Raw genomic sequence first — 23,628 nt, 5'->3', positions numbered from 1 at the left:
CGGCTATACAAGCGGCTCGCAGACAGGTGCACAAGCGCCCGATCGCCAACACTGGGCGATTATCGAACCATCGACCGATAATCGCAACGATCCCTGCGTCTCGGCGAGAATCGCTCACGACCGTTTCAAACTCGGTATCACTCATGCACCCGGCGCCTTAGTTGTTCGGCTAAATGGCGCCAGAAATACAACACCCGACAACAACGATTCAACTATTGGTAAAAGTTGCGAGTCACAAAACAATCACACATCCGGAACCGTTTTTAACTTGGCAAAGATAGTCAATCCCGAATCGGCCGCTATAATGCACCTCAGTGGCGCCGCACTTTTATTGCCGTCGACGCCACTCGCTGAGGCGATGTCCATTGCCTTCAGCCCCGGCCAGCACCTGACGATCATCACCATGCACCGCCAGCGCGCTCGCTGAAACAGGAAACTGATGCTGCGTCAGTTTTAATCTGGTGCCGTAGCCGCCTGTAACATGGAAGTCTTGACCGTCCTGCCGATAACACCGCTGCCTGTTCAGGCCGTGGCTAGTTGGCGAACCGGTTCAATTGATTCGTTGCAGTGCGTTTCACCAGACATTTATCTCAACTCATACAGGTAGCACTGTGACGAAAGACGAACTGCGCGCGGAACTTGAGCGCCAGGAACAACGTTACAAGGAAGTTTACGGCGGGGAAGTCACCACCTACGCCGCCCAGCCCGAACCGGAACGCAAAGCCTGGCGTAAACGCCCTACCGTTCAGGATCAGGTCTTCCAGCAAGAACTGAAAAAAATGGAAGAGGAACTCAAAGCCGAAGAGCCTTGATGCCTTCCTTTGAGACTTTCGAGGGTAAGCGTACTCACCGGGTTACAAGCGCGGTGGGCTGACGATGCCTTGCGCGCCCGCTACCCGCGGGCAGCGGCCAACTCCCCTGTATTGCACAGGTTTGGAGCATGTCAGACACGTTTCTCAGATATTTCATACAAGCTTCTGCCCCCTCCCGCACACCGGTCAATTCATCGGTGCTTCGCATTTTTTTCAATTGAATCAACACCTTGCAAAACCCTGCAAAAAGCTTGGGTAATGCACCTTGATACAAATTAATTTGGCTAAGAAGGTTACCGATGAGCAGGTAGGGGATCGATTTCCAGTCTTTTCTGGCATAATCGCGCCCCCTTATGACCGGGTCAGAAAACCTTCATGATCGATTTATTCAGCGGACTGGATGCCTGGGTGCTTGTGAGCCTCCTGCTCGCCCTGACATTTGTCCTCGCCTTCGAGTTCATCAATGGATTTCATGACACCGCTAACGCGGTAGCCACTGTTATCTACACCAAAGCGATGCCGCCTCACCTGGCGGTGTTCTTCTCGGGCGTGTTCAACTTCCTCGGCGTGCTGCTGGGCGGCGTTGGCGTGGCGTATGCCATTGTTCACCTGCTGCCGGTGGAACTGCTGATCAATGTGAACACCGGCCATGGTCTGGCAATGGTGTTCTCGCTGCTCGCCGCCGCTATCGCCTGGAACCTGGGCACCTGGTACTTCGGTATCCCGGCCTCCAGTTCCCACACCCTGATCGGTTCGATCCTCGGTGTCGGCCTGGCCAACGCCCTGATCAACGAGATTCCACTGGCCGACGGCGTAAACTGGCAGAAAGCGATCGATATCGGCGCCTCGCTGGTGTTCTCGCCAATGGCCGGTTTCCTGATCGCTGCGCTGATCCTGATCGGCCTTAAATGGTGGCGCCCGCTGTCGAAAATGCACAAGACGCCTGAACAGCGCCGCAAGATCGACGACAAAAAGCACCCACCGTTCTGGAACCGTCTGGTCCTGGTGATCTCGGCCATGGCCGTAAGCTTCGTGCACGGTTCCAACGACGGCCAGAAAGGCATCGGCCTGATCATGCTGGTACTGATCGGTATCGTGCCTGCGCAGTTCGTGCTCGACCTGAACAGCACCACTTACCAGATCGAACGTACTCGCGACGCAACTCTGCACCTGAGCCAGTTCTACAAGCGCAACGCCGATACCCTGGGCGAGTTCCTGGCGCTGGGCAAAAGCGTGGAAGGCGACCTGCCGGAGAAATTCCGTTGCAACCCGCAACAGACCGAACCGACCATCACCGCCCTGCTCGACACCCTCAAAGGTGTAGCGGACTACCACGCGCTGTCGTCGGAAAGCCGCATCGAAGTGCGCCGCTACCTGCTCTGCCTGGACGACACCGCGAAGAAAGTCAGCAAACTGCCTGGCCTCGCCGCTCGTGAAAAAGCCGACCTGGACAAACTGCGCAAAGACCTGACCACCACCACCGAATACGCCCCGTTCTGGGTGATTCTGGCAGTCGCCCTGGCCCTGGGCCTGGGCACCATGGTTGGCTGGAAACGTGTGGTACTGACCATCGGCGAGAAGATCGGCAAGCAAGGCATGACCTACTCGCAAGGCATGTCGGCACAGATCACCACCGCCAGCCTGATCGGCCTGGCCAACATCTTCAGCCTGCCGGTGTCCACTACCCACGTCCTCTCCTCGGGCGTGGCCGGCACCATGGTCGCCAACAAAAGCGGCCTGCAAGGCGGCACGGTGAAAACCATCCTGCTGGCCTGGGTCCTGACCCTGCCAGCCACCGTAGCCCTGTCGGCCGGCCTGTTCTGGCTGGCGTCGAAGGCGCTGGGTAGCTGATAGATCGCTGTAATGAAAAAGGCGTGATTCGCAAGAATCACGCCTTTTTTGTTGCTTCCAGAAATGGAACGCAGAGCGTCCCGGGCGGCATTCCCACGCAGAGCGTGGGAACGATCAACAACTCCTGCTTCTGCTTTGGCTTCCCACCACTCAACACGATGAGCGTTAGCTCGAGTACCGCTCTTGACGTGCCGGCCCCATCGGTAGGCTGAGTGGAGGGATTTATCCGGGGGTGGGAGCGCAGCGACCTTGCGGCGCAGCCGCATGCATCGAGAGGAGGTGCAGCGAAGCAAACCGTAGGCGATGCCCCCGGATGAATCCCGGAACGAAGGAACGTCGAGCCTCAGCGAGGCGCCGAACGCAGGGGCCAAGCCTTTTGCTTACTTTTTGGCGTTTGAAAAAGTGAGCCGCCGTAAGGGCGGAACCATAAGAAGCCGTTACAAAAAAACGGATATTCACACAAAACAAACCACAACCTGGTCGGCTCAAAGGCCGCCAAGAAGACCAAAAAAAAGGGCAACCGAAGTTGCCCAAAATGCCTTGCGTGCTCATCAAATCCGGAAGAATCAAGGCTTCTTGCGCTTGTTCGCATCCTTCCAGATAAAAAATCCAAACCCTGCAAAAAACAGAACCATCAGGCCTACTGTGAGAACCCCGGCAAACACCACGTTATCGAAAAACATGACTGGCCTCCTGGCCCCTGCTTTGCTGCGATGGAACTAAGTTAACCAATCAGGCAGGCACAGGAATTGACCGGGATCAATGCCGGTCAACACGTGGGAGAAAGGAGGGGAAATAACTGACCTGCATCAAAGGATGCAGGGGAAATCAACGCTTTTTCGGTTTGTTTTTCGACTTTTTCTTCGGTTTTCCCAACGGCATTGCCTGCTCGAAAGCCTTGCGCACTTCATTCAGGCGTTTTTCGTTGAGGTCGTGAACCCGCTTGGCGCGTTCGGTGCTGAGGTCGATCAGTTTGTCGTCTTGGCTCATGGCGTTCGATGCATCGCTTGGACTGAATCACAACTGCCGGATCACCGACAGGACTGCGCCAATAATGCGGCCTCGCGCCGACGCTGACCAGTCGTCGACGCAGGCGCTATACAACAAATCGTGTACCGGCCAGCGCTTTTGCCCGCACACTCTGCGCTTTGCGCTGAACCACGAGGATATCTGCCGTGCCCTTGCATCAGGATCTGCCGCCGCTGATGGCCCTGCGCGCCTTCGAGGCCGTGGCCCGTCACTTGAGCTTCATCAAGGCTGCCGACGAACTGTCGGTGACGCAAAGTGCGATCAGCCATCAGGTGCATAAACTCGAGGAGTTTCTCGAACAGCCACTGTTCGTGCGCCGCACCCGGGCGATCGACCTGACGCCGGCCGGCGAACAATATTACCGACAGATCGAGCCCGCCCTCGCCGCGATTGCCGCCGCCACCCGTGACTTGCGCGGCGAGCGCTCCACCACTCTGCGCATCGGTCTGCTCGCTTCGTTCGCCACGCTCTGGCTGGCACCGCGACTGGCGGACTTCAACGCCAAATACCCGAACATCCACGTCGAATTGCTGCCTGCCGTACAACTGGCCGATGTCGACGGTGGCGAAGTGGACCTGGCGATCCGCTACGGCAAGGGCGGCTGGCCGAAAGCCCAGGCACACCGATTCATGACGGAAACCCTGACGCCGGTGTGCAGCCCCGCCTTCAAGGCCAAAGGCGTGCAAAACGGCCCGCTGTTGATGGCCAAGTCGCACCAGCCGTTCGAATGGATCGACTGGCAGCAACACAGCGGCATCGACCTCGCACAAGTGCCCAGCGTGATGCTCCACGACTACAACATCGTGGTCGAAGCGGCGGTGGCCGGCCAAGGCATCGCCATGGGTCGCCAATGCCTGATTGATCGCCGACTCAAGGAAGGTGCACTGGTGCCAGCCTTCGACACCTCACCCATGACCGGCGAAATCGGCTATTGGCTGGTCACTCCGGAGCGCCCGCCAAGCCCAGCGGCTCAGGCGTTCAGCCAATGGCTGGAGCAAGTCATCGACGCATGAGTTTTTTGGATACGTCGAATCAAATCTATCCGTTTGTCGCCCACCCTCCTGCGCCAACATGCTGGAGTCCTCATTCAGGAGGATTTCACATGACCGACTCGATCAAACAACGCGTCCAGCAACTCGGCCTGCAATTGCCCGCACCCAGTCAGCCGGTGGCCAACTACGTCAGTCACGTGATCAGTCAGAATCAGTTGTACATCGCTGGGCAGATTCCCATGCTCGATGGCAAACCTGCCTTTCTTGGACGACTTGGCGAGGCGATCTCCGACGAAGAAGGGATCAACGCCTCCGAACTTGCCGCATTAGGCCTGCTGGCACAACTCAGCGATGCCTTGGGCGATGACCTGTCGAAACTGGTACGGATCATCCGGCTCGGCGCGTTCATCGCCAGTACTCCCGACTTCCCGCGCCAGGGCGTGATCGCCAACGGCGCCTCGAATCTGCTGGTCAACGTCCTCGGCGACAAGGGCCGCCATGTGCGCACCGCCGTGGGCGTGTCGAGCCTGCCGGCCGGCGTAGCGGTGGAAGTCGACGCGATCTTCGAACTCAAGCCGTGAACGTCGACGAAATCCAGCATCTTCGCGATGCCACGCCCGGTTGCGCGCAGGTGATCCACTTCAATCACGCCGGGGCCTCGCTACCGAGTCAGACTACCCTCGACGCGGTAATCGGACAGTTACAACGCGAAGCGCTCGGCGGACCGATGGAAACGGCGGACATTCAAGTGCAGCAACGCGCACGAGCAGCCGCAGCCACCCTGCTCAATGCCCAACCCGAAGACATCGCCTTTGCCAGCAGCGGTTCGGCGGCGTGGGGCCAGGCATTCAATGCTCTGGGACCGTGGTACTCGGGTGAGCGGATTCTGGTCGGGCGCCATGAATGGGCCGGCAACCTGGCCTGCATGGCCGAAGCGGTGAAGGCCGGCGCGCGACTGGAAGTGATCCCTTGCGATGTTCATGGCGCTGTCGATCCCAAGGCGCTGGCGCAAATGATTGACCGTAATGTGCGCCTGATCGCCCTGACCTGGCTGCCGGCCAATGGTGGCCTGATCAACCCGGCGGCGCAGATCGGAGCGATAGCCCGTCGTCATGGCATTCCGTATTTCATCGACGCCGGACAGGCGCTGGGGCAATTGCCCTGTGACGTCCAGGCCTTGCAGTGCGATGTGCTCAAGGGTGCGGGGCGCAAGTTCCTGCGTGGGCCACGCGGTACGGCGTTGATGTACATCCGACCAGAATTCCTGCAACGACTGTTGCCGGTGCAGCGCGACGTCCTGTCGGCGCCGTGGGACGGCCAGCGCTTTACTTTGCGTGATGATGCCCGCCGCTTTGAAACCAGTGAAGTATCGCTGGCGCTGCTGGCCGGGCTGGCCAATGCGCTGGAGGAACATCAGCGCATCGGAGCAACGGCAATCCGAAAACGGATCGTTGAACTGAGCCAACCATTGCGCAAGCGTATGAAAGGGATTCCGGGGCTGACACTGCAAGATCTCGGGCCGGCCAACGAACAATCCGGACTGATCGCTTTCACGCTGGAAGGCTGGGATTGCCTGGCGCTGAAGCAGGCGCTGGCCGAGCGGCGAATCAACGTCGGCGTCAATGGCGTGGCCTACACACCGCTGGACATGCAGGCACGTGGGTTGGCGAATATTGCGCGGGTGTCGGTGAGTTATCTGAATACCGAAGAAGAAGTCGAAACATTGCTGACGAATCTGGCTGAACTGGCCGCGCAGCCTCAGATCTCGATGTCGACCCACAAACCCTGACGCGGCTGATCTTCCATGAGCGGCACCACCGGCACGGTGTTGTCGGCATTGAGTTCGGTGCCCGGCACGGCGAGGTGTTCTTCCGGATCGTCGTCGGCTTCGTGCCGGCGACGCTCACGCTCCTGCTGGCGCCGCTGTTCTTCGCGCAGCAGATAACCGTCTTCCTCCGGGTCACGCTTTTGCAGGTCGATCGTGCTTTCGTTGGAGCTTTCCTGCACCGGCACCACCGGAGGAATGTCCGGCCGCTGGCGGATCGGGTCCTGCTGGGAAGTGATCGGCACGGCGCTCAAGGGGAGCATCGGTGGCAGCATATGAAGGGTCTCCTGTCAGCAGGCTATCGGCTGCGGCATCGGGGCCTTGAGCCATCGGTCGAAAACTTGTGACCGGGTTGGCACTCAATCGTGCCGCCAGCGCTCCTGAAACCGACGCATGACCTAATCTTCCCTCAGTCGGCCGTCGGCATTTAATGGCCGCAACGACGCCTAATCCTTTGGCCTCAGGGCCTCATTCCGTTAAGATAGCCCGCTTTTTCAAGGTGGGAGTCAGGCAGCATGGCGCAGCAGTATCAACCGGGGCAACGCTGGATCAGTGACAGCGAAGCAGAGCTTGGTTTAGGCACCGTTCTGGCACAGGACGGCCGCTTGTTGACCGTGCTTTACCCGGCCACTGGCGAAACCCGCCAGTACGCGCTAAGGAATGCGCCCCTGACCCGCGTGCGATTCTCGCCGGGCGACTCCATCACTCACTTCGAAGGCTGGAAGATGACCGTGCGCGAAGTCGAGGATGCCGATGGCCTGCTCGTCTACCACGGCCTGAACGCCGAGAACGAAGCCGTCACCCTGCCGGAAACCCAGCTGTCGAACTTCATTCAGTTCCGGTTGGCCAGCGACCGCCTGTTCGCCGGGCAGATCGACCCACTGCCGTGGTTCTCCCTGCGCTACCACACCCTGGAACACACCAGCCGCCAGTTGCAGTCCGCGCTGTGGGGCCTGGGCGGCGTACGCGCACAACCGATCGCGCACCAGTTGCACATTGCCCGTGAAGTCGCCGACCGCATCGCCCCACGGGTATTGCTGGCGGACGAAGTGGGTCTGGGCAAGACCATCGAAGCCGGTCTGGTGATCCATCGCCAACTGCTGTCGGGCCGCGCCAGCCGCGTGCTGATCCTGGTGCCGGAAAACCTCCAGCACCAGTGGCTGGTGGAAATGCGCCGCCGCTTCAACCTTGAGGTCGCGCTGTTCGACGAAGAACGCTTCATCGAAAGCGATGCCTCCAACCCGTTCGAAGACACCCAACTGGCCCTCGTGGCCCTGGAGTGGCTGGTCGAAGACGAAAAGGCCCAGGACGCGTTGTTCGCCGCCGGCTGGGACCTGATGGTGGTCGACGAAGCACACCACCTGGTCTGGCACGAAGAAAAAGTCAGCCCGGAATACTCCTTGGTCGAACAGCTTGCCGAGACGATCCCGGGCGTGCTGCTGCTCACCGCCACCCCGGAACAACTCGGCCAGGACAGCCACTTCGCCCGTCTGCGCCTGCTTGACCCGAACCGTTTCCACGACCTGGCCGCCTTCCGCGCCGAAAGCGAGAACTATCGCCCGGTGGCCGAAGCCGTTCAGGAGCTGCTGGACAAGGGTCGCCTGTCGCCTGCCGCGCACAAGACCATCCACGGCTTCCTCGGCAACGAAGGTGAAGCCCTGCTGACCGCCGTCAACGATGGCGACAGCGAAGCCAGCGCCCGCCTCGTGCGCGAACTGCTCGACCGCCACGGCACCGGCCGCGTGCTGTTCCGCAACACCCGCGCCGCCGTGCAGGGTTTCCCGGAGCGCAAGCTGCACCCGTACCCACTGCCGTGCCCGGACGAATACCTCGAACTGCCACTGGGCGATCACGCCGAGCTGTACCCGGAAGTCAGCTTCCAGGCCCAGCCGGACGCCAGCGAAGAAGAACGCTGGTGGAAATTCGATCCGCGCGTCGAGTGGCTGATCGATCAGCTGAAAATGCTCAAGCGCACCAAAGTGCTGGTGATCTGCGCCCACGCCGAAACCGCGATGGACCTGGAAGACGCCCTGCGCGTGCGCTCCGGCATCCCGGCCACGGTGTTCCACGAAGGCATGAACATCCTCGAGCGAGACCGCGCCGCCGCCTACTTCGCCGACGAAGAGTTTGGCGCGCAGGTGCTGATCTGCTCGGAAATCGGCAGTGAAGGTCGTAACTTCCAGTTCGCCCACCACCTGGTGCTGTTCGATCTGCCGTCGCACCCGGACCTGCTGGAACAGCGGATCGGTCGTCTGGACCGGATCGGCCAGAAACACATCATCGAGCTGCACGTGCCGTACTTGGAAACCAGCCCGCAAGAACGTCTGTTCCAGTGGTATCACGAGGCGCTGAACGCGTTCCTCAATACCTGCCCGACCGGCAACGCCTTGCAGCATCAGTTCGGCCCGCGCCTGCTTCCGCTGCTCGAAGAGGTTGACGATGGCGAGTGGCAAACGCTGATCGACGAGGCGCGCACCGAGCGCGAGCGTCTGGAAGCCGAGCTGCACACCGGTCGCGACCGTCTGCTGGAGTTGAACTCCGGCGGTGCCGGCGAAGGTGAAGCGCTGGTCGAGGACATCCTCGAGCAAGACGACCAGTTCGCCCTGCCGATCTACATGGAAACCCTGTTCGACGCGTTCGGCATCGACAGCGAAGACCATTCGGAAAACGCCCTGATCCTCAAGCCGAGCGAGAAGATGCTCGACGCCAGCTTCCCGCTGGGCGACGACGAAGGCGTGACCATCACCTACGACCGCAACCAGGCGCTGTCGCGCGAAGACATGCAGTTCATCACCTGGGAACACCCGATGGTGCAGGGCGGCATGGACCTGGTGCTGTCCGGTTCGATGGGCAACACCGCTGTCGCGCTGATCAAGAACAAGGCGTTGAAGCCAGGCACTGTGTTGCTGGAACTGCTGTACGTCAGCGAAGTGGTTGCACCGCGCTCGCTGCAACTGGGCCGTTACCTGCCGCCGGCCGCCCTGCGCTGCCTGCTCGATGCCAATGGCAACGACCTGTCGGCCCGTGTGTCGTTCGAAACCCTGAACGATCAACTGGAAAGCGTGCCACGCGCCAGTGCCAACAAGTTCATCCAGGCCCAGCGCGATCAGCTGACGCCACGGATCAACGCCGGTGAAGACAAGGTCATCCCGCGTCACGCCGAGCGCGTGGCCGAGGCCCGCCGTCGTCTGGCAGCCGATACCGATGAAGAACTGGCGCGCCTGACCGCGTTGCAAGCGGTCAACCCGACCGTACGCGACAGCGAACTGGTTGCCCTGCGCAAACAGCGCGAGCAAGGCCTGGCCATGCTCGACAAGGCTGCGCTGCGACTCGAAGCGATCCGGGTGCTGGTGGCGGGTTAAACCGCCCTGCTCCATCGCCACACATGAAAAGGCCCGCAGCGACGCGGGCCTTTTTGTTTGCCTGCGGTTACGCAGTCACCGCAGCGCCCTCTGGCTCGACCACCGCGACCAACCCCTCCTTCATCCGCTTCGCATCCCGCACAAAACACCGCGCCGCCAAAAACAGAAACACCATGGTCAGAAACAGCGCCACCGGGATCAGGTACATCGCGTCATGCAGGCCGACCGCTTTGAAGGCTTCAGTCATCTGCTCGGCGCCCGCCGAAATCATGGCCGACTTGGCAAAGTGATCGGACAATCCACCGACCACCACCGGCCCCAAGCCCCCGCCAAGCAAATACAATCCGGCAAAGAACAACGCCATCGCCGTGGCCCGCAGGCGCGGTTCGACCACGTCCTGAATCGCCGTGTACACGCAGGTATAGAAGTTATAGGCAAACAGCCAGCCGACACTGAACAGCGCGACAAACACACCGATCTCGATCAGCCCGGCGTGCAGTGCCCAAGCGGTGCACACGGTGGAAATGATCAGGCTGAACGCCGCAAACAGCAGCCGCCCGTTAGCCACACGCTGATGGATCTTGTCGGCGATCCAGCCGCCGAGGGTCAGGCCGATCAGCCCGGTCACGCCGACGATCAGCCCCGTGGCCACTGCCGCCTCCTGCAATGGCAGCAGAAAGTAACGCTGAAGCATCGGCACCAGAAACGAGTTACAGGCATACGTGGCAAAGTTGAAGCACAACCCGGCCATCACCAGCCACAGAAAAGTCGGCACCGCGAGAATCCGGCGGATCGGCTTGTCGACTTTCTCCTGCGACACTTGCACGGTCTCCGCCGCGCCGCGCTTGGGTTCCTTGATGAAGAACATGAACACCGCCAGCAGCAACCCCGGCACGGCAGCAATAAAGAACGGCGCGCGCCAGCTGTCGAACGCCTTGACCATCGCACCGATGGTGAAAAACGCCAGCAGCAGGCCCAACGGCAAGCCCAGCATGAAGATGCCCATGGCCCGCGCACGACGGTGCGCCGGGAACAGATCACCAATCAGCGAGTTGGCGGCAGGCGCGTAACTGGCCTCGCCGATGCCGATGCCCATGCGTACCAGCAGGAAACTCCAGAAACTGCCGACCAGTCCGTTGACCGCGGTCAACGCACTCCAGGTCGCCAGGCCCCAGCCCATCAGCTTACTGCGCGAGCCGGTGTCGGCCATGCGCCCCAACGGCAGGCCGGCGATGGCATAGACGATGGTGAATGCGGTTCCGACGATCCCTAGCTGAAAATCGCTGAGGTGCCACTCCATTCGGATCGGTTCGATGATGATCGCCGGGATGGTGCGATCGAAGAAATTGAACAGGTTGGCGAGGAACAGCAGGAACAGAATGCGCCAGGCATTCGCCGCTTGGGTCGAGTTCTGCATGGGTCCGTCTCTTTTATTGTTATAGGGCTTCACTGCCGACGCATCCGAGCCCGGAACCTGCAATCTAGTCACGCTCGTCGGGACTGTCTGTGATCATTCGTCAGCCTGATAGGGAGCCATGGCACTGTAACGAAACGTAAGCGCTTGAAAAGGCTCGAATCCCCCGAAAACCGGGGGTTTTGCGGAAAAATCCGGCAATGAAAAAATACTTTCGCGCCCCCCTTCCCAACGCCGTGGCAAAGCCTAGAATGGCGCCGGATCCGTCCGGATCCAGCCGATCAATCCCTTTGATGCCCCTCCCATGTCCGATGTCAGTCCGTGTCTGAATTGCGGTGCCTGCTGTTCCCATTTTCGTGTGTCATTTTTCTGGGGTGAATGTGCATCCTCCGGCGGAACCGTGCCTGATGAACTGGTCACCCAGATCACGCCCAGCCGGGTCGCCATGATCGGCACCGACCGCAAGGCGCCGCGCTGCACCGCGCTGGAAGGCGAAGTCGGAAAATCGGTGGCCTGCACGATCTACGACAAGCGTTCCAGCCCCTGCCGCGAGTTCGAGGCGTCGTGGGAAAACGGCGAGCAGAATCCCGACTGCGACAAGGCGCGTGCCCGTTTTGGCCTGCCGCCATTGCAACCGCACTGGAACGAAGTGGCCTGAGAAACCGAGCCTGCGAGACTTAGCACCAATCGCTATGACGCTCATGCCAAAATCATTAGAGCCAATGTGCCATCACCGCTTGCGCCCCGAGATCGGCCTCTATACTGCATTCATTCGCCTGCGTTGATGACGCAGTAAGGAAGCACTCAGAGACGGGGCATGCTATGGAGTGGCTTGGTTTGCAGTTTGTTGCCGAGCTGCCGGAGAGCGGGCAGGTCATTCTCAATTGCACACACAATCCCTTGCTGGTGCTGGTCGCCTATCTGGTGGCGTGTGCCGCGAGTTTCGCCACCCTCGATATGGCGGAACGCGTCGGCCATGCTGAAGATCCCGGATCGCGCAGGCTCTGGCGCTGGATCGGCGCCACTTGTCTGGCCGGCGGCATCTGGGCCATGCATTTCATCAGCATGCTGGCGTTCCAGACACCGATCGACATCCAGTACGACCTGGCCATTACCCTGTTCTCCCTGGTGATCGCCGTGCTGGCCTCCTGGCTGGCGATGCACACCCTCAGCGAACCGCAGCCCAGTCTGCTGCAATACTTCAAGACCGCCATCGTCATCGGTCTGGGCATCGCCGGCATGCACTACGTCGGCATGGCCGCCATGCAATCCGCCGCCACCGCCTACTACGAACCGACCTTGTTCGGGCTGTCGATCCTGATTGCCATCGGTGCCAGTTTCGCCGCGCTGTGGGTGGCCGGGAATTTGCGTGAAGGCAGCGGCCTGCACAACCAGATGCTCAAATACGTGGCTACCCTGATTCTCGGGGCCGGCATCATCAGCATGCACTTAACGGGCATGGCAGCGTTGCAACTGGTCCTCCCGGAGGGAAGAATTCCCACACTGAAGGTCGATTCCAGCCACTTGCAACTGGGGCTCACCGTCGCCTTTATCACCCTGCTGATCCTCGGTAGCGCCATCAGCGCCGCACTCGCCGACAAGAAACTGCAGAACAAGGAGCAAGACCTGCGCCGGGTCAACATGCTGCTCAGCCAGCTCGATCAGGCGCGGATGTCGCTGCAACAGGCAGCCAATTACGATGCGCTGACCAACCTGATCAACCGTCGCGGTTTCAACCAGCTCTTTGCTGAAAAGCTCAGCCAGAAATCCACCGAGGGCGGCATGCTCGCGGTGATGTTTCTCGACATCGACCACTTCAAGCGCATCAATGACAGCCTTGGTCATGACGCCGGTGACGAGTTGCTCAAGGTCATCGCCCAGCACATCAAAGGCTCGGTGCGCGGCCATGAAGACGTGGTTGCCCGTTTTGGCGGGGACGAATTCTGCATCCTCATTGGCCTGCGCGACCGTGAAGAGGCGCGCAACCTGGCCCAGCGCATCATGCTCAAGATGAAGGAGCCGATCGAACTGGCGGGGCGGCGCATGGTGATGACCACCAGCATCGGCATCAGCCTGTTTCCCGAAGACGGCACCACCTGTGATGAACTGCTCAAACACGCGGACCTGGCGCTGTATCAATCCAAGGGCGCCGGGCGCAACGGCGTGCACTTTTTCGATTCCAACCTGAAAAACCGCGCCAGCCTGGAACTGCAACTGGAGGAAGAACTGCGCCATGCCCTGCGCGAAGAGAACGGGTTGATGCTGTATTACCAGCCGATCTTCGAATTGAAGACCGGCAAGGTCACCAAGCTCGAAGCGCTGATTCGCTGGCAGCATCCGGTGCACGGCCTGCTGACCCCGGACCGTTTTATCGCCATCGCCGAAAACAACGGCCTGATCGCGGAGCTGGACAACTGGGTGCTGCGCAAGGCCTGCGAAGACCTGGGCGAGCTGTCGCGCCACGGCTGCAGCGACTTGAAAATCGCCTGGAACTGCTCCCCCCTGAATCTGGCGCGGGAAGAACTGGCCAATGAAATCGAATATGCCTTGCGCAGTGCCGGCGTCGCCCCCGAACGGCTGGAGCTGGAGGTGACCGAAAACGCCCTGATGGGCAACATCGCCAACACGCTAGTGCTGTTGCGGCAGATCCGCGCCCTGGGTGTCTCGCTGTCGATCGACGATTTCGGCACCGGCTATTCGTCGCTGGCTTACCTCAAGCGGCTGCCGCTCAACACCTTGAAGGTCGACCGCTCATTTATTCTCGATATTCCCAAGGCCACCGCCGACATGGAAATCGTCCAGGCGATCATCGTCATGGCCCACACCCTGCACTTGCAGGTGGTCACCGAAGGCGTGGAAAGCCTGGAGCAATACGAATTCCTCGAGCGCTCCGGCTGCGACTTCATTCAAGGTTACCTGCTCAGCCGTCCGGTGCCGCTGCACGAACTGCGCCCGGTCCTCGAAGAGATCAATCAACGCAAACACGCCCACTCGATCAATCCGCTGACGCTGGCTCGCGGTACATTTTCACCAGTGTCGATGGATCTTTCTCCAAAAAGCCCTGCGCCCCATGCAGGCGCATCAGTTGTGCGGCCAATCCGCTGATCGGTGTGGCCGAGCCGACTTCTCGGGAAAACTTCACCGCCGTATCGAGATCCTTGAGCAGCGTGCGCACATGCCATTTCACCGGTTCGAAACGGCTTTCGGCCATTTGCGGAGCGAGGATCTGCAGCGGCTTCGAATCGGCAAAACCACCGGCCAGCGCCTTGGCAATCAGGCTGGCGTCGACCCCGGACTGCTCGGCCAGCGCGACCACTTCGGCAATCACCAGCGCATTGCAGGCAACAATCATCTGATTGCAGGCCTTGGTCACCTGGCCGGCACCGATGCCGCCCATGTGCGTGACGCGCTGACCGAGGGTGAGCAACACCGGGCGAACACTATCAAGATCTGCGGCGTCACCACCGACCATGATTGCCAGACTGCCAGCCTCGGCCCCGACCACGCCGCCGGACACCGGTGAATCGAGCCAGGCCATGCCGGTCTTTTGCGCCAGTTCTGCTGCCATCTCGCGAGTCGCTGTCGGTTCAAGGCTGGAAAAGTCCACCAGCAACTGGCCGTTTCTTGCGCCTTCAGCAACACCGGCCGGGCCAAACACTACCTCGCGCACCACGGCCGTGTCGGCCAGGCACAGCATCACCACGTCGGCGTGTCCGCACAGTTCGGCCGAGGTCGCGACTTGCCGGGCACCCGCCTCGACCAGCGGCGCACATTTGTCCGGGTTGCGGTTCCACACCGTCAGCGGATAACCCGCCGCCAGCAGACGCCGGCACATCGGCAGGCCCATCAGGCCGATTCCGGCAAACCCCAACGAAGGTAGCGTTGACATCATTTAGCCTCCTTTTGATTAAAGATCGCCGAATCATGGCCGATCCATCATCAATCAGGAAAGGATTCCCCCGTGCGACACACAGGCAAAGACCCTGACGCACGGGCCAAATACGCGCAGAAAAAAGACGCGAGATTCCCATTCCGTGAGGCTCGACGACAGTGGTCGCCGAGCCAACCAGTCCAGGTAAATGGCGCACAATGACTTCTAAAAACAATCCGGCCACCGCGGTATCCGATCTGACCCTGAGCCCTGCGGCGAACAGCCCTGCCCCGATGAAGCCATTGCCTCCTTCGCGCCCTCTGGGCACCCAGCAATACCTGTACTTCACCGAAACCAACACCGATCGCATCCTCGACAACCTCGACGGCCTGCGTGACCTGGTGTTCCCGCGCCCGCCGCACCTGGAAGGCGACAACGAGCAGCACAACGACCAGGAATTCCCGTCGGTGTGCCTGATCGGCCTCGGTCGCTGCGGCTCCAACATCGCCCTCGACGTGGCGGAGCTGGTGTACAACGCGCGCAAGTTCTACCTCAACGAATTCAACAACGAAGACCGCGTGGCTGACCGTCGCCTGGCCTCCGACAAAGGCTACAGCCCGGCCCAGTGGATCAAGCAGAACCTGCGGATCGGCCCGAACAAATCGACCAAACCGGTGTTCCTGGTGGAACCCTTGGTGATGCTCGGCGACCTCGACAAGGACATTGCCGGGCGCATCCGTTTCTCGCGCAAGGGCGAGAAAAGTGGCTTCCTGCGCGACTACAGCAAAATGAAGATCATGGACTTGTCCGAAGTCCACGCCGGTGGCGCTGGTAACGCGCCGATCCTCGGCCAGTACCTGGCGAAGATCATCCTGAACAAGGACACCCAGCGTTTCTCCAGCCCTGACTGGAAAATGATCCACTCGTACCTGATCGACAGCTGCGGCATCAAGGCCAACCAGTCGCGCCTGTATTTCTCGATCTTCAGTGCCGGCGGCGGTACCGGTTCAGGCATGGCCTCGGAATTCGGCCTGGCCCAGCAGCACTCGTACATGAACAAGACGTTCGACACCAAGCCGATGGACGAGCATGACGGCAAGAGCGGTCATTCGTTCGTGTTCGAGCCGATCTTCACCAGCGGCATCTGCGTGCTGCCGAACATTTCCGACCACCGCAGCGAAATGTCCGAGGCGCTGCACATCAACGCCGGTCGCCTGCTGTGCAAATACCTGTCGGAGGAATGGGATTTCTCATACAACTTCGCCAACGAAGACAGCAGCGAAGCCAGCGTCATGGGCCGTATCCGCCCATGGAACGCGATGATGCTGATCTCCAACGACATCATGCGTTACGCCGAAGAGAGCGACGACGGCAACATCCAGAACATTGATGTCAATGCGATGGAGAAGCACGCCAACCAGTACATCTCGCAGCAGATCTTCAACATTCTGACGGCCCAGGCAGTCACGACCGACTACGACCAGAACTATTTCCGTCGTGCCGGCATCGATATCGGCGAGACCATTCGCCTGGACGCCAACGATCTGTTCATGAGTCTGGCTGGCCCGGTGGCGATTGCCTACGCAGAATCCGTGGTGCCGGAAACGCCGCCGCCGAGCAGCGACAAATTCAAAGTGTTCGACAAAGAGCCACAGCGCCTGAACATCGACGATCTGTTCTTCCGCTCGATCGACCTGCCGCACTTCAACAAAGTCACCCAGGCCATCGAAGGCATCAGCCTGCTGCCGATCGAATCCAAGCGCTATCGCGCCTCGCTCGAACAGTACAAGAACTCCGGCTATGACGCGGCTGCGCTGCACGACCTGCACTTCTTCAAGAACTGCTCGTCGGTGGTCTCGATCGTCTCGTTGCCCAAAGACTACAAGCTGTCGTACATGGACCTGAACCGGTTGAAGACCCACCTCAACAGCCTGTTCCCCAACACCACACTGAAGCGTTACGCGCTGGTGATCGGCGCCTCGGCCAACCTGTCGCTGACCACCCTGATCGCCAAGAGCCCGTGCCTGTCGGATGACTTCCTGACCCTGATTGTGGCGTTCATCAAGCGCTGCTTCGCGAAGACCCCGTACCGTTTCGACGAGACCCTGGACAACTCGATCCTCGACTTCATCATCAATGAAGAATTCGATGAAGCGCGTATCGATGACCTGCTCAACGAGTTCGAGAACCCGGCGAAGATCCTCGATACCAACTGGTACGCGATCAAACCGATGTACGAGAAGAAGTACCGCGAGCTGATCAACGACAAAGAAAAATTTGTCTCGATCAACGACATCCGCCTGTCGCGAGATTGTGTGAAGAAGTCGATCAAATACCTGCGCGAGATTTACCGTCACCGGATCGGCAAGACCAAGGTCATCTCGCTGAATAACCATACTGGCAAGACTTACTCGGTCTGATCCTGAACCGAGTCGCGCCCTTCGCGAGCAGGCTCGCTCCCACATTGGAAGATGTTTCCTGTGGGAGCGAGCCTGCTCAAGATGAGGCCCTCGAATTCCCCGATTTATCCAACCTTTCCAACATCCCGAAACAATTAAGCAGCCGTTAGGCTGCTTACTAAACTGTGCCCGTTACGTTTACGTCACCGTTATGCCACCCGCGCTTGTGGCATTTCTCTACGGCAACGTGCCATCACGCTACTCGGCTACACACTTTTCCTCGGCCATTGTGCGCACCAACAAGGTGCAACCCTTCAGGCCAACGCCCTTTCCTGGACCAGGATCCACGGTCGAACCACCACCGCCCACATCTCTGGATCACGTTCGAAAATATCCAGCGCCCGCGTTTCAGACAGCTTGGCGACCTTGTCTTCGGCCAGCCAGGCAGCGACTTTCTCGCCCTGATCCGATGCCACGGCCTCGGCCACGGCGATCAAATCCAGGTCGCCATCGACCCACAATAGGGCACCCTGGGCGTAGAAGCGCTCCAGCTCTTTCCAGGTAATAGATGCGGTTTCACCAAGCAGCTTGGCATAGAGGGTGCTAGGTTCTTGATTCATGGGACTGTCCGGAAAAGAAATCGGCGCGAATGATAACGTCGGTGGTCCGGCAGAAAAACCCGGTAGCAAAAGGCTGTACCGAACGAAAAGAGCAGGAAGGCCAGGGAATGCTGATGATCGGGGTATAAGCCCTTTGAACGTCCCGCCGCAATTCTGTCTTTTTCTTTCACTAAAGCGACATCTCCAGAATTTGCCCCTGGGCGCCAGCTTCCCAGGCCAACAACCGGCGCTCTACACTGTACCGGTACAGTTGCCGGGGGCATTTCCGGAAGGTATCGCGAAGATATCCAGCCCGGTTCTGCTGCTACGGCGTCAGGACTCTAAAAAAATACAACAGTAAGAGTGGAGCACTATGACTAAGGCTACTAAGCAGATTTCCAAACTGTTTGCCGCTATGGTACTGGCCGGGGTTGCCAGCCATTCGTTCGCAGCTGACACCATCAAGATCGGTATCGCCGGCCCTAAAACCGGCCCGGTAGCCCAGTACGGCGACATGCAGTTCAGTGGCGCCAAAATGGCCATCGAACAGATCAACGCCAAGGGCGGCGTCGACGGCAAGAAGCTCGAAGCCGTTGAATACGATGACGCTTGCGACCCGAAACAAGCGGTAGCCGTTGCGAACAAGGTCGTCAACGACGGCGTCAAGTTCGTGGTCGGTCACCTGTGCTCCAGCTCCACCCAGCCTGCTTCGGACGTTTACGAAGACGAAGGCGTGATCATGATTACCCCGGCTGCCACCAGCCCGGACATCACCAGCCGTGGTTACAAAATGGTGTTCCGCACCATCGGTCTGGACAGCGCCCAGGGCCCTGCCGCCGGTAACTACATTGCCGATCACGTGAAACCGAAAATCGTTGCTGTTCTGCACGACAAACAGCAATACGGCGAAGGCATTGCCACCGCCGTGAAGAAAACTTTGGAAGGCAAAGGCGTCAAGGTTGCCGTGTTCGAAGGCGTCAACGCCGGCGACAAAGACTTCTCCTCGATGATCTCCAAGCTCAAGCAAGCCAACGTCGACTTCGTCTACTACGGCGGCTACCACCCGGAGCTGGGCCTGATCCTGCGTCAGTCCCAGGAAAAAGGCCTGAAAGCCAAGTTCATGGGTCCGGAAGGCGTGGGTAACGACTCCATCTCGCAGATCGCCAAGGACGCGTCCGAAGGCCTGCTGGTAACCCTGCCGAAGTCCTTCGACCAGGATCCGGCCAACCAGAAGCTGGCTGAAGACTTCAAGGCGAAGAAAGAAGACCCGAGCGGCCCGTTCGTGTTCCCGTCCTACTCGGCGGTTGAAGTGATTGCCCAGGGTATCACCGCTGCCAAATCCGAAGACCCTGCCAAAGTGGCGGCCGCCATTCACGCCGGCACCTTCAAGACCCCTACCGGTGACCTGAGCTTCGACGCCAAGGGCGACCTGAAGGACTTCAAATTCGTGGTCTACGAGTGGCACTTCGGCAAACCTAAAACCGAAGTTTCGCCTCAGTAAGGCGCTGCCTGACTGACTGCCAATAAAGCCCACGGCGTGCCGTGGGCTTTGTTTTACGAATGTATTGGGCCGCACTGGCGTGATCCGCCAGTCTCCCCACCTGAAAATCTCAAAACCGTCATCAGCGGTTCGCTGGCAAAACCCGGATTCGAAGTGGATAAAGATCCACGGGGCCGGGCGGGAAAATGACTCCACCAGTGAAATGCGTATCAGGTTTTTAGGAGCGCTGTAATGCCTGACATCTATCACTTCTTCCAACAGCTGGTTAATGGCATGACCATTGGCAGCACGTATGCCCTGATCGCCATCGGCTATACGATGGTCTACGGCATCATTGGAATGATCAACTTCGCCCATGGCGAGGTGTACATGATCGGCTCCTACGTGGCATTCATCGCCATCGCCGGGCTGTCCATGATGGGACTCGACAGTGTTCCGCTGTTGATGACCGCCGCTTTTCTCGCAACCATCGTCGTGACCAGTGCCTACGGTTACAGCATCGAACGGGTCGCCTACCGCCCCTTGCGCGGCAGCAACCGTCTGATCCCGCTGATTTCCGCCATCGGTATGTCGATCTTCCTGCAGAACACGGTTCTGCTGGCGCAAGACTCCAAGGACAAATCCATCCCCAACCTGATCCCCGGCAACTTCTCCATCGGACCAGGTGGCGCACATGAAGTGCTGATTTCCTACATGCAAATCGTGGTTTTCGTGGTGACCCTGGTCGCCATGCTCGGCCTGACGCTGTTCATCTCCCGCTCTCGTCTGGGTCGCGCCTGCCGTGCCTGTGCCGAAGACATCAAGATGGCCAACCTGCTGGGCATCAACACCAACAACATCATCGCCCTGACCTTCGTCATCGGTGCTGCGCTGGCGGCCATCGCAGCCGTGCTGCTGAGCATGCAATACGGCGTGATCAACCCGAACGCCGGCTTCCTTGTCGGCCTCAAGGCCTTCACCGCCGCGGTACTGGGCGGCATCGGCAGCATCCCCGGCGCCATGCTCGGCGGGCTGGTGCTGGGTGTGGCGGAAGCCTTTGGTGCCGATATCTTCGGCGACCAGTACAAGGACGTCGTGGCGTTCGGGCTGCTGGTTCTGGTGCTGTTGTTCCGGCCAACCGGCCTGTTGGGTCGTCCGGAGGTTGAGAAAGTATGACTAGGAATCTTAAACAGGCGCTGTTCAGCGCCCTGCTGGTGTGGGCAGTGGCCTACCCGGTACTCGGTCTGAAGCTGACCATCGTCGGCATCAACCTCGAAGTGCATGGCACCAGTACCTCGACATTGATCACCATTGCCGTCTGCTCTGTGTTGATGTTCCTGCGTGTGCTGTTCGACCAGCAGATCGGCGCGGCGTGGAAATCCTCGCCGAACCTGCCAAAAATGCCGGCCAAGGCCAGCAGCTTCCTGACCCTGCCGACCACTCAGCGCTGGATCATCATTGCGTTGATCATCGGTGCACTGGTCTGGCCGTTTTTCGGTTCTCGCGGCGCGGTGGATATCGCGACGCTGGTGCTGATCTACGTGATGCTCGGCCTGGGCCTGAACATCGTGGTCGGCCTGGCTGGCCTGCTCGACCTCGGTTACGTCGGCTTCTATGCCGTCGGCGCCTACAGTTATGCGCTGCTGTCGCACTACTACGGCCTGAGCTTCTGGATCTGCCTGCCGATCGCCGGACTGATGGCGGCCACCTTCGGCTTCCTGCTCGGTTTCCCGGTACTGCGTCTGCGCGGTGACTATCTGGCGATCGTGACGCTGGGCTTCGGTGAAATCATCCGTCTGTTCCTGCGCAACCTCACCGACATCACCGGCGGCCCGAACGGTATCAGCAACATCGAGAAGCCAACGTTCTTCGGTCTGACCTTCGAACGTAAAGCCGCCGAGGGTCTGCAGACGTTCCACGAATACTTCGGCCTGGAATACAACTCGATCAACAAGGTGATCTTCCTGTATCTGGTGGCGTTGTTCCTGGCGCTGTTCGCGCTGTTCGTCATCAACCGCTTGCTGCGCATGCCTCTGGGCCGTGCCTGGGAGGCGTTGCGCGAGGACGAGATCGCCTGCCGTGCATTGGGCCTGAACCCGACGCTCATCAAGCTTTCAGCGTTCACCCTGGGTGCCTGCTTCGCCGGTTTCGCCGGCAGCTTCTTCGCCGCCCGTCAGGGTCTGGTAACGCCGGAGTCCTTTACCTTCATCGAGTCGGCGACCATTCTCGCCATCGTGGTGCTGGGCGGCATGGGCTCTCAGCTGGGCGTGGTACTGGCGGCGGTCGTGATGATCCTGCTGCCGGAAATGATGCGTGAGTTCAGTGAGTACCGCATGCTGATGTTCGGCGCCCTGATGGTGCTGATGATGATCTGGCGACCTCAAGGTCTGCTGCCCATGCAACGTCCTCACATGGAGCTGCGCAAATGAGCCGCGAGATCCTGAAAGTCGAAAATCTGAGCATGCGCTTCGGCGGTCTGCTGGCGGTCAACGGCGTGGCCCTGACCGTGAAAGAGAAACAAGTGGTGGCGCTGATCGGGCCTAACGGCGCGGGCAAGACCACCGTGTTCAACTGCCTGACCGGTTTCTACAAGCCGAGCGGCGGCAGCATCAAGCTCGATGGCGAGCCGATCGAAGGCCTGCCTGGCCACAAGATCGCCCTCAAGGGTGTGGTGCGCACCTTCCAGAACGTGCGGTTGTTCAAGGACATGACGGCGGTCGAGAACCTGTTGATCGCCCAGCACCGTCACCTGAACACCAACTTCCTGTCCGGCCTGTTCAAGACCCCGGCGTTCCGCAAAAGCGAGCGCGAGGCCATGGAATACGCCGAGTACTGGCTGGACAAGGTCAACCTCAAGGAGTTCGCCAACCGTCCGGCCGGCACCCTGGCGTACGGTCAGCAGCGTCGCCTGGAAATCGCTCGCTGCATGATGACCCGTCCACGGATCCTCATGCTCGACGAACCCGCTGCCGGTCTGAACCCGAAGGAAACCGAAGACCTGAAGGCGCTGATCAGCGTGCTGCGTGAAGAACACAACGTCACCGTGTTGCTGATCGAACACGACATGAAACTGGTCATGAGCATTTCCGACCACATCGTCGTGATCAACCAGGGCACACCTCTGGCCGACGGCACGCCGGAACAGATCCGCGACAATCCTGAAGTGATCAAAGCCTACCTGGGGGAAGCGTAAATGCTGCAGTTCGAAAACGTTTCCACCTTCTACGGCAAGATCCAGGCCCTGCACAGCGTCAACGTCGAAGTCCGCCAGGGCGAGATCGTGACCCTGATCGGCGCCAACGGTGCCGGCAAGTCCACCCTGCTGATGACGCTTTGCGGTTCACCGCAGGCGCACAGCGGCAGCATCCGCTACATGGGTGAGGAACTGGTCGGCCAGGACTCGTCGCAGATCATGCGCAAGAGCATCGCCGTGGTGCCGGAAGGTCGTCGGGTGTTTGCCCGTCTGACCGTCGAAGAAAACCTGTCCATGGGCGGCTTCTTCACCGACAAGGGCGACTATCAGGAACAGATGGACAAGGTTCTCGGACTTTTCCCACGCCTGAAAGAACGCTTCAACCAGCGCGGCGGCACCATGTCCGGCGGCGAACAGCAAATGCTCGCCATCGGCCGGGCGCTGATGAGCAAGCCGAAACTGCTGCTGCTCGACGAACCGTCACTGGGCCTGGCACCGATCATCATCCAGCAGATCTTCGACATCATCGAACAGCTGCGCAAGGACGGTGTGACGGTGTTCCTGGTCGAGCAGAACGCCAACCAGGCGCTGAAAATCGCTGACCGAGCCTACGTGCTGGAAAACGGCCGGGTGGTGATGCAAGGCACCGGCGAAGCGCTACTGACCGACCCGAAAGTACGCGAGGCGTACCTCGGCGGTTGATGGATCGCTACAAACAAAAAACGGCCTTCGGGCCGTTTTTTTTTGCGCTTTGAAAATTATTTTCGCGATCGCTGTAACGCATTCCCAAGTCGTTTCTCT

At 59.8% G+C, this 23,628-nt stretch carries 20 protein-coding genes; 14 read left to right on the top strand and 6 right to left on the bottom strand.

Going from position 1 to position 23,628, the window contains the following annotated elements; all coding sequences use genetic code 11:
* Window positions 1–611 precede the first annotated feature (611 nt).
* Both NH234_RS07395 and NH234_RS07390 read left to right on the top strand, forming a co-directional pair.
* Window positions 612–812: a hypothetical protein gene (locus NH234_RS07395; RefSeq protein WP_007957826.1), complete on the top strand. Its 201-nt coding sequence runs from the start codon at window positions 612–614 to the stop codon at window positions 810–812.
* A gap of 375 nt (window positions 813–1,187) precedes the next feature.
* The gene (locus NH234_RS07390; RefSeq protein WP_367256141.1) at window positions 1,188–2,663 is read left to right on the top strand and encodes an inorganic phosphate transporter; all 1,476 of its coding nucleotides are present in this window, start codon (window positions 1,188–1,190) and stop codon (window positions 2,661–2,663) included.
* 566 nt (window positions 2,664–3,229) lie between these two features.
* On the opposite strand, the gene ccoM is transcribed toward NH234_RS07390, so the two are convergent.
* Together ccoM and NH234_RS07380 are read right to left on the bottom strand one after the other, a co-directional pair.
* Window positions 3,230–3,346, bottom strand: a complete 117-nt coding sequence (gene ccoM, locus NH234_RS07385; RefSeq protein WP_007959205.1) for a cytochrome c oxidase subunit CcoM — start codon at window positions 3,344–3,346, stop codon at window positions 3,230–3,232.
* Between the two features lie 145 nt (window positions 3,347–3,491).
* A complete protein-coding gene (locus NH234_RS07380; protein WP_167443762.1) occupies window positions 3,492–3,653 on the bottom strand; it encodes a hypothetical protein in 162 nt (53 codons plus the stop codon).
* Between the two features lie 185 nt (window positions 3,654–3,838).
* Here NH234_RS07380 and NH234_RS07375 point away from each other — a divergent pair, with 185 nt between their 5' ends.
* From NH234_RS07375 to NH234_RS07365, 3 genes are all read left to right on the top strand, one after another.
* Entirely contained in the window at window positions 3,839–4,705 is an 867-nt protein-coding gene (locus tag NH234_RS07375; RefSeq protein ID WP_367256139.1) for a LysR substrate-binding domain-containing protein, read from the top strand.
* A gap of 89 nt (window positions 4,706–4,794) precedes the next feature.
* Window positions 4,795–5,265, top strand: a complete 471-nt coding sequence (locus NH234_RS07370; protein ID WP_367256138.1) for a RidA family protein — start codon at window positions 4,795–4,797, stop codon at window positions 5,263–5,265.
* The gene (locus tag NH234_RS07365) at window positions 5,262–6,473 is read left to right on the top strand and encodes an aminotransferase class V-fold PLP-dependent enzyme (RefSeq protein WP_367256137.1); all 1,212 of its coding nucleotides are present in this window, start codon (window positions 5,262–5,264) and stop codon (window positions 6,471–6,473) included. Before NH234_RS07370 ends, NH234_RS07365 begins: the two co-directional genes overlap by 4 nt.
* Here the strand turns inward: NH234_RS07365 and NH234_RS07360 are convergent.
* Window positions 6,443–6,784, bottom strand: coding sequence for an aspartate-semialdehyde dehydrogenase (locus NH234_RS07360; protein ID WP_085729925.1), 342 nt, complete (start codon window positions 6,782–6,784; stop codon window positions 6,443–6,445). The two genes, NH234_RS07365 and NH234_RS07360, sit on opposite strands and share 31 nt — an antisense overlap.
* 240 nt (window positions 6,785–7,024) lie before the next feature.
* Between NH234_RS07360 and rapA the strand changes: the two genes are divergently transcribed.
* Entirely contained in the window at window positions 7,025–9,871 is a 2,847-nt protein-coding gene (rapA, locus tag NH234_RS07355) for an RNA polymerase-associated protein RapA (RefSeq protein ID WP_367256135.1), read from the top strand.
* 67 nt (window positions 9,872–9,938) lie between these two features.
* Here the strand turns inward: rapA and NH234_RS07350 are convergent, their stop codons facing one another.
* Window positions 9,939–11,288, bottom strand: coding sequence for a spinster family MFS transporter (locus tag NH234_RS07350; RefSeq protein ID WP_367256134.1), 1,350 nt, complete (start codon window positions 11,286–11,288; stop codon window positions 9,939–9,941).
* A 301-nt stretch (window positions 11,289–11,589) separates the two neighbouring features.
* On the opposite strand from NH234_RS07350, the gene NH234_RS07345 reads away from it, so the two are divergent.
* A complete protein-coding gene (locus NH234_RS07345; protein ID WP_367256133.1) occupies window positions 11,590–11,943 on the top strand; it encodes a YkgJ family cysteine cluster protein in 354 nt (117 codons plus the stop codon).
* Window positions 11,944–12,107: 164 nt separating this feature from the next.
* Window positions 12,108–14,390: a bifunctional diguanylate cyclase/phosphodiesterase gene (locus tag NH234_RS07340; RefSeq protein WP_085729921.1), complete on the top strand. Its 2,283-nt coding sequence runs from the start codon at window positions 12,108–12,110 to the stop codon at window positions 14,388–14,390.
* On the opposite strand, the gene NH234_RS07335 is transcribed toward NH234_RS07340, so the two are convergent.
* Window positions 14,281–15,177, bottom strand: a complete 897-nt coding sequence (locus tag NH234_RS07335) for an NAD(P)-dependent oxidoreductase (protein ID WP_367256132.1) — start codon at window positions 15,175–15,177, stop codon at window positions 14,281–14,283. The genes NH234_RS07340 and NH234_RS07335 overlap by 110 nt on opposite strands.
* 197 nt (window positions 15,178–15,374) lie before the next feature.
* Here NH234_RS07335 and NH234_RS07330 point away from each other — a divergent pair, with 197 nt between their 5' ends.
* On the top strand, window positions 15,375–17,576 hold the full coding sequence (locus tag NH234_RS07330; protein WP_085729920.1) for a hypothetical protein: 2,202 nt from the start codon (window positions 15,375–15,377) through the stop codon (window positions 17,574–17,576).
* A gap of 293 nt (window positions 17,577–17,869) precedes the next feature.
* On the opposite strand, the gene NH234_RS07325 is transcribed toward NH234_RS07330, so the two are convergent.
* Window positions 17,870–18,175 carry a DUF2288 domain-containing protein gene (locus NH234_RS07325; RefSeq protein WP_260522488.1) on the bottom strand — a complete coding sequence of 102 codons (306 nt, stop codon included), beginning with the start codon at window positions 18,173–18,175 and terminating at the stop codon, window positions 17,870–17,872.
* 352 nt (window positions 18,176–18,527) lie between these two features.
* Between NH234_RS07325 and NH234_RS07320 the strand changes: the two genes are divergently transcribed.
* The 5 genes from NH234_RS07320 (at window position 18,528) to NH234_RS07300 (ending at window position 23,529) form a co-directional block, all read left to right on the top strand.
* Window positions 18,528–19,655, top strand: a complete 1,128-nt coding sequence (locus NH234_RS07320) for a branched-chain amino acid ABC transporter substrate-binding protein (RefSeq protein WP_085712959.1) — start codon at window positions 18,528–18,530, stop codon at window positions 19,653–19,655.
* Window positions 19,656–19,886: 231 nt separating this feature from the next.
* Complete coding sequence (gene livH / locus NH234_RS07315; RefSeq protein WP_085729918.1) at window positions 19,887–20,810, top strand: high-affinity branched-chain amino acid ABC transporter permease LivH; 924 nt, start codon at window positions 19,887–19,889, stop codon at window positions 20,808–20,810.
* Entirely contained in the window at window positions 20,807–22,063 is a 1,257-nt protein-coding gene (locus NH234_RS07310; protein ID WP_085729917.1) for a high-affinity branched-chain amino acid ABC transporter permease LivM, read from the top strand. The genes livH and NH234_RS07310 overlap by 4 nt, the downstream gene beginning before the upstream one ends.
* Window positions 22,060–22,827 (top strand): high-affinity branched-chain amino acid ABC transporter ATP-binding protein LivG, encoded by a 768-nt coding sequence (gene livG / locus NH234_RS07305; protein WP_085729916.1) that lies wholly within the window; start codon window positions 22,060–22,062, stop codon window positions 22,825–22,827. Before NH234_RS07310 ends, livG begins: the two co-directional genes overlap by 4 nt.
* Complete coding sequence (locus tag NH234_RS07300) at window positions 22,828–23,529, top strand: ABC transporter ATP-binding protein (RefSeq protein WP_003222380.1); 702 nt, start codon at window positions 22,828–22,830, stop codon at window positions 23,527–23,529.
* Window positions 23,530–23,628 lie beyond the last annotated feature (99 nt).

It is taken from the genome of Pseudomonas sp. stari2 (genome assembly GCF_040760005.1).
Classification (GTDB): Bacteria; Pseudomonadota; Gammaproteobacteria; order Pseudomonadales; family Pseudomonadaceae; genus Aquipseudomonas.
Note: the sequence above shows the minus strand (reverse complement) of the source record. Positions and strands in the feature narration are given on the sequence as shown.

Bases quoted from the DNA above. Each gene is read 5' to 3' on its own strand.
- NH234_RS07390 (WP_367256141.1), top strand. From the start codon at position 1,188: ATGATCGATTTATTCAGCGGACTGGATGCCTGGGTGCTTGTGAGCCTC.
- ccoM (WP_007959205.1), bottom strand. From the start codon at position 3,346: ATGTTTTTCGATAACGTGGTGTTTGCCGGGGTTCTCACAGTAGGCCTG.
- NH234_RS07380 (WP_167443762.1), bottom strand. From the start codon at position 3,653: ATGAGCCAAGACGACAAACTGATCGACCTCAGCACCGAACGCGCCAAG.
- NH234_RS07370 (WP_367256138.1), top strand. From the start codon at position 4,795: ATGACCGACTCGATCAAACAACGCGTCCAGCAACTCGGCCTGCAATTG.
- NH234_RS07360 (WP_085729925.1), bottom strand. From the start codon at position 6,784: ATGCTGCCACCGATGCTCCCCTTGAGCGCCGTGCCGATCACTTCCCAG.
- rapA (WP_367256135.1), top strand. From the start codon at position 7,025: ATGGCGCAGCAGTATCAACCGGGGCAACGCTGGATCAGTGACAGCGAA.
- NH234_RS07350 (WP_367256134.1), bottom strand. From the start codon at position 11,288: ATGCAGAACTCGACCCAAGCGGCGAATGCCTGGCGCATTCTGTTCCTG.
- NH234_RS07345 (WP_367256133.1), top strand. From the start codon at position 11,590: ATGTCCGATGTCAGTCCGTGTCTGAATTGCGGTGCCTGCTGTTCCCAT.
- NH234_RS07340 (WP_085729921.1), top strand. From the start codon at position 12,108: ATGGAGTGGCTTGGTTTGCAGTTTGTTGCCGAGCTGCCGGAGAGCGGG.
- NH234_RS07335 (WP_367256132.1), bottom strand. From the start codon at position 15,177: ATGATGTCAACGCTACCTTCGTTGGGGTTTGCCGGAATCGGCCTGATG.
- NH234_RS07330 (WP_085729920.1), top strand. From the start codon at position 15,375: ATGACTTCTAAAAACAATCCGGCCACCGCGGTATCCGATCTGACCCTG.
- NH234_RS07325 (WP_260522488.1), bottom strand. From the start codon at position 18,175: ATGAATCAAGAACCTAGCACCCTCTATGCCAAGCTGCTTGGTGAAACC.
- NH234_RS07320 (WP_085712959.1), top strand. From the start codon at position 18,528: ATGACTAAGGCTACTAAGCAGATTTCCAAACTGTTTGCCGCTATGGTA.
- livH (WP_085729918.1), top strand. From the start codon at position 19,887: ATGCCTGACATCTATCACTTCTTCCAACAGCTGGTTAATGGCATGACC.
- NH234_RS07310 (WP_085729917.1), top strand. From the start codon at position 20,807: ATGACTAGGAATCTTAAACAGGCGCTGTTCAGCGCCCTGCTGGTGTGG.
- livG (WP_085729916.1), top strand. From the start codon at position 22,060: ATGAGCCGCGAGATCCTGAAAGTCGAAAATCTGAGCATGCGCTTCGGC.
- NH234_RS07300 (WP_003222380.1), top strand. From the start codon at position 22,828: ATGCTGCAGTTCGAAAACGTTTCCACCTTCTACGGCAAGATCCAGGCC.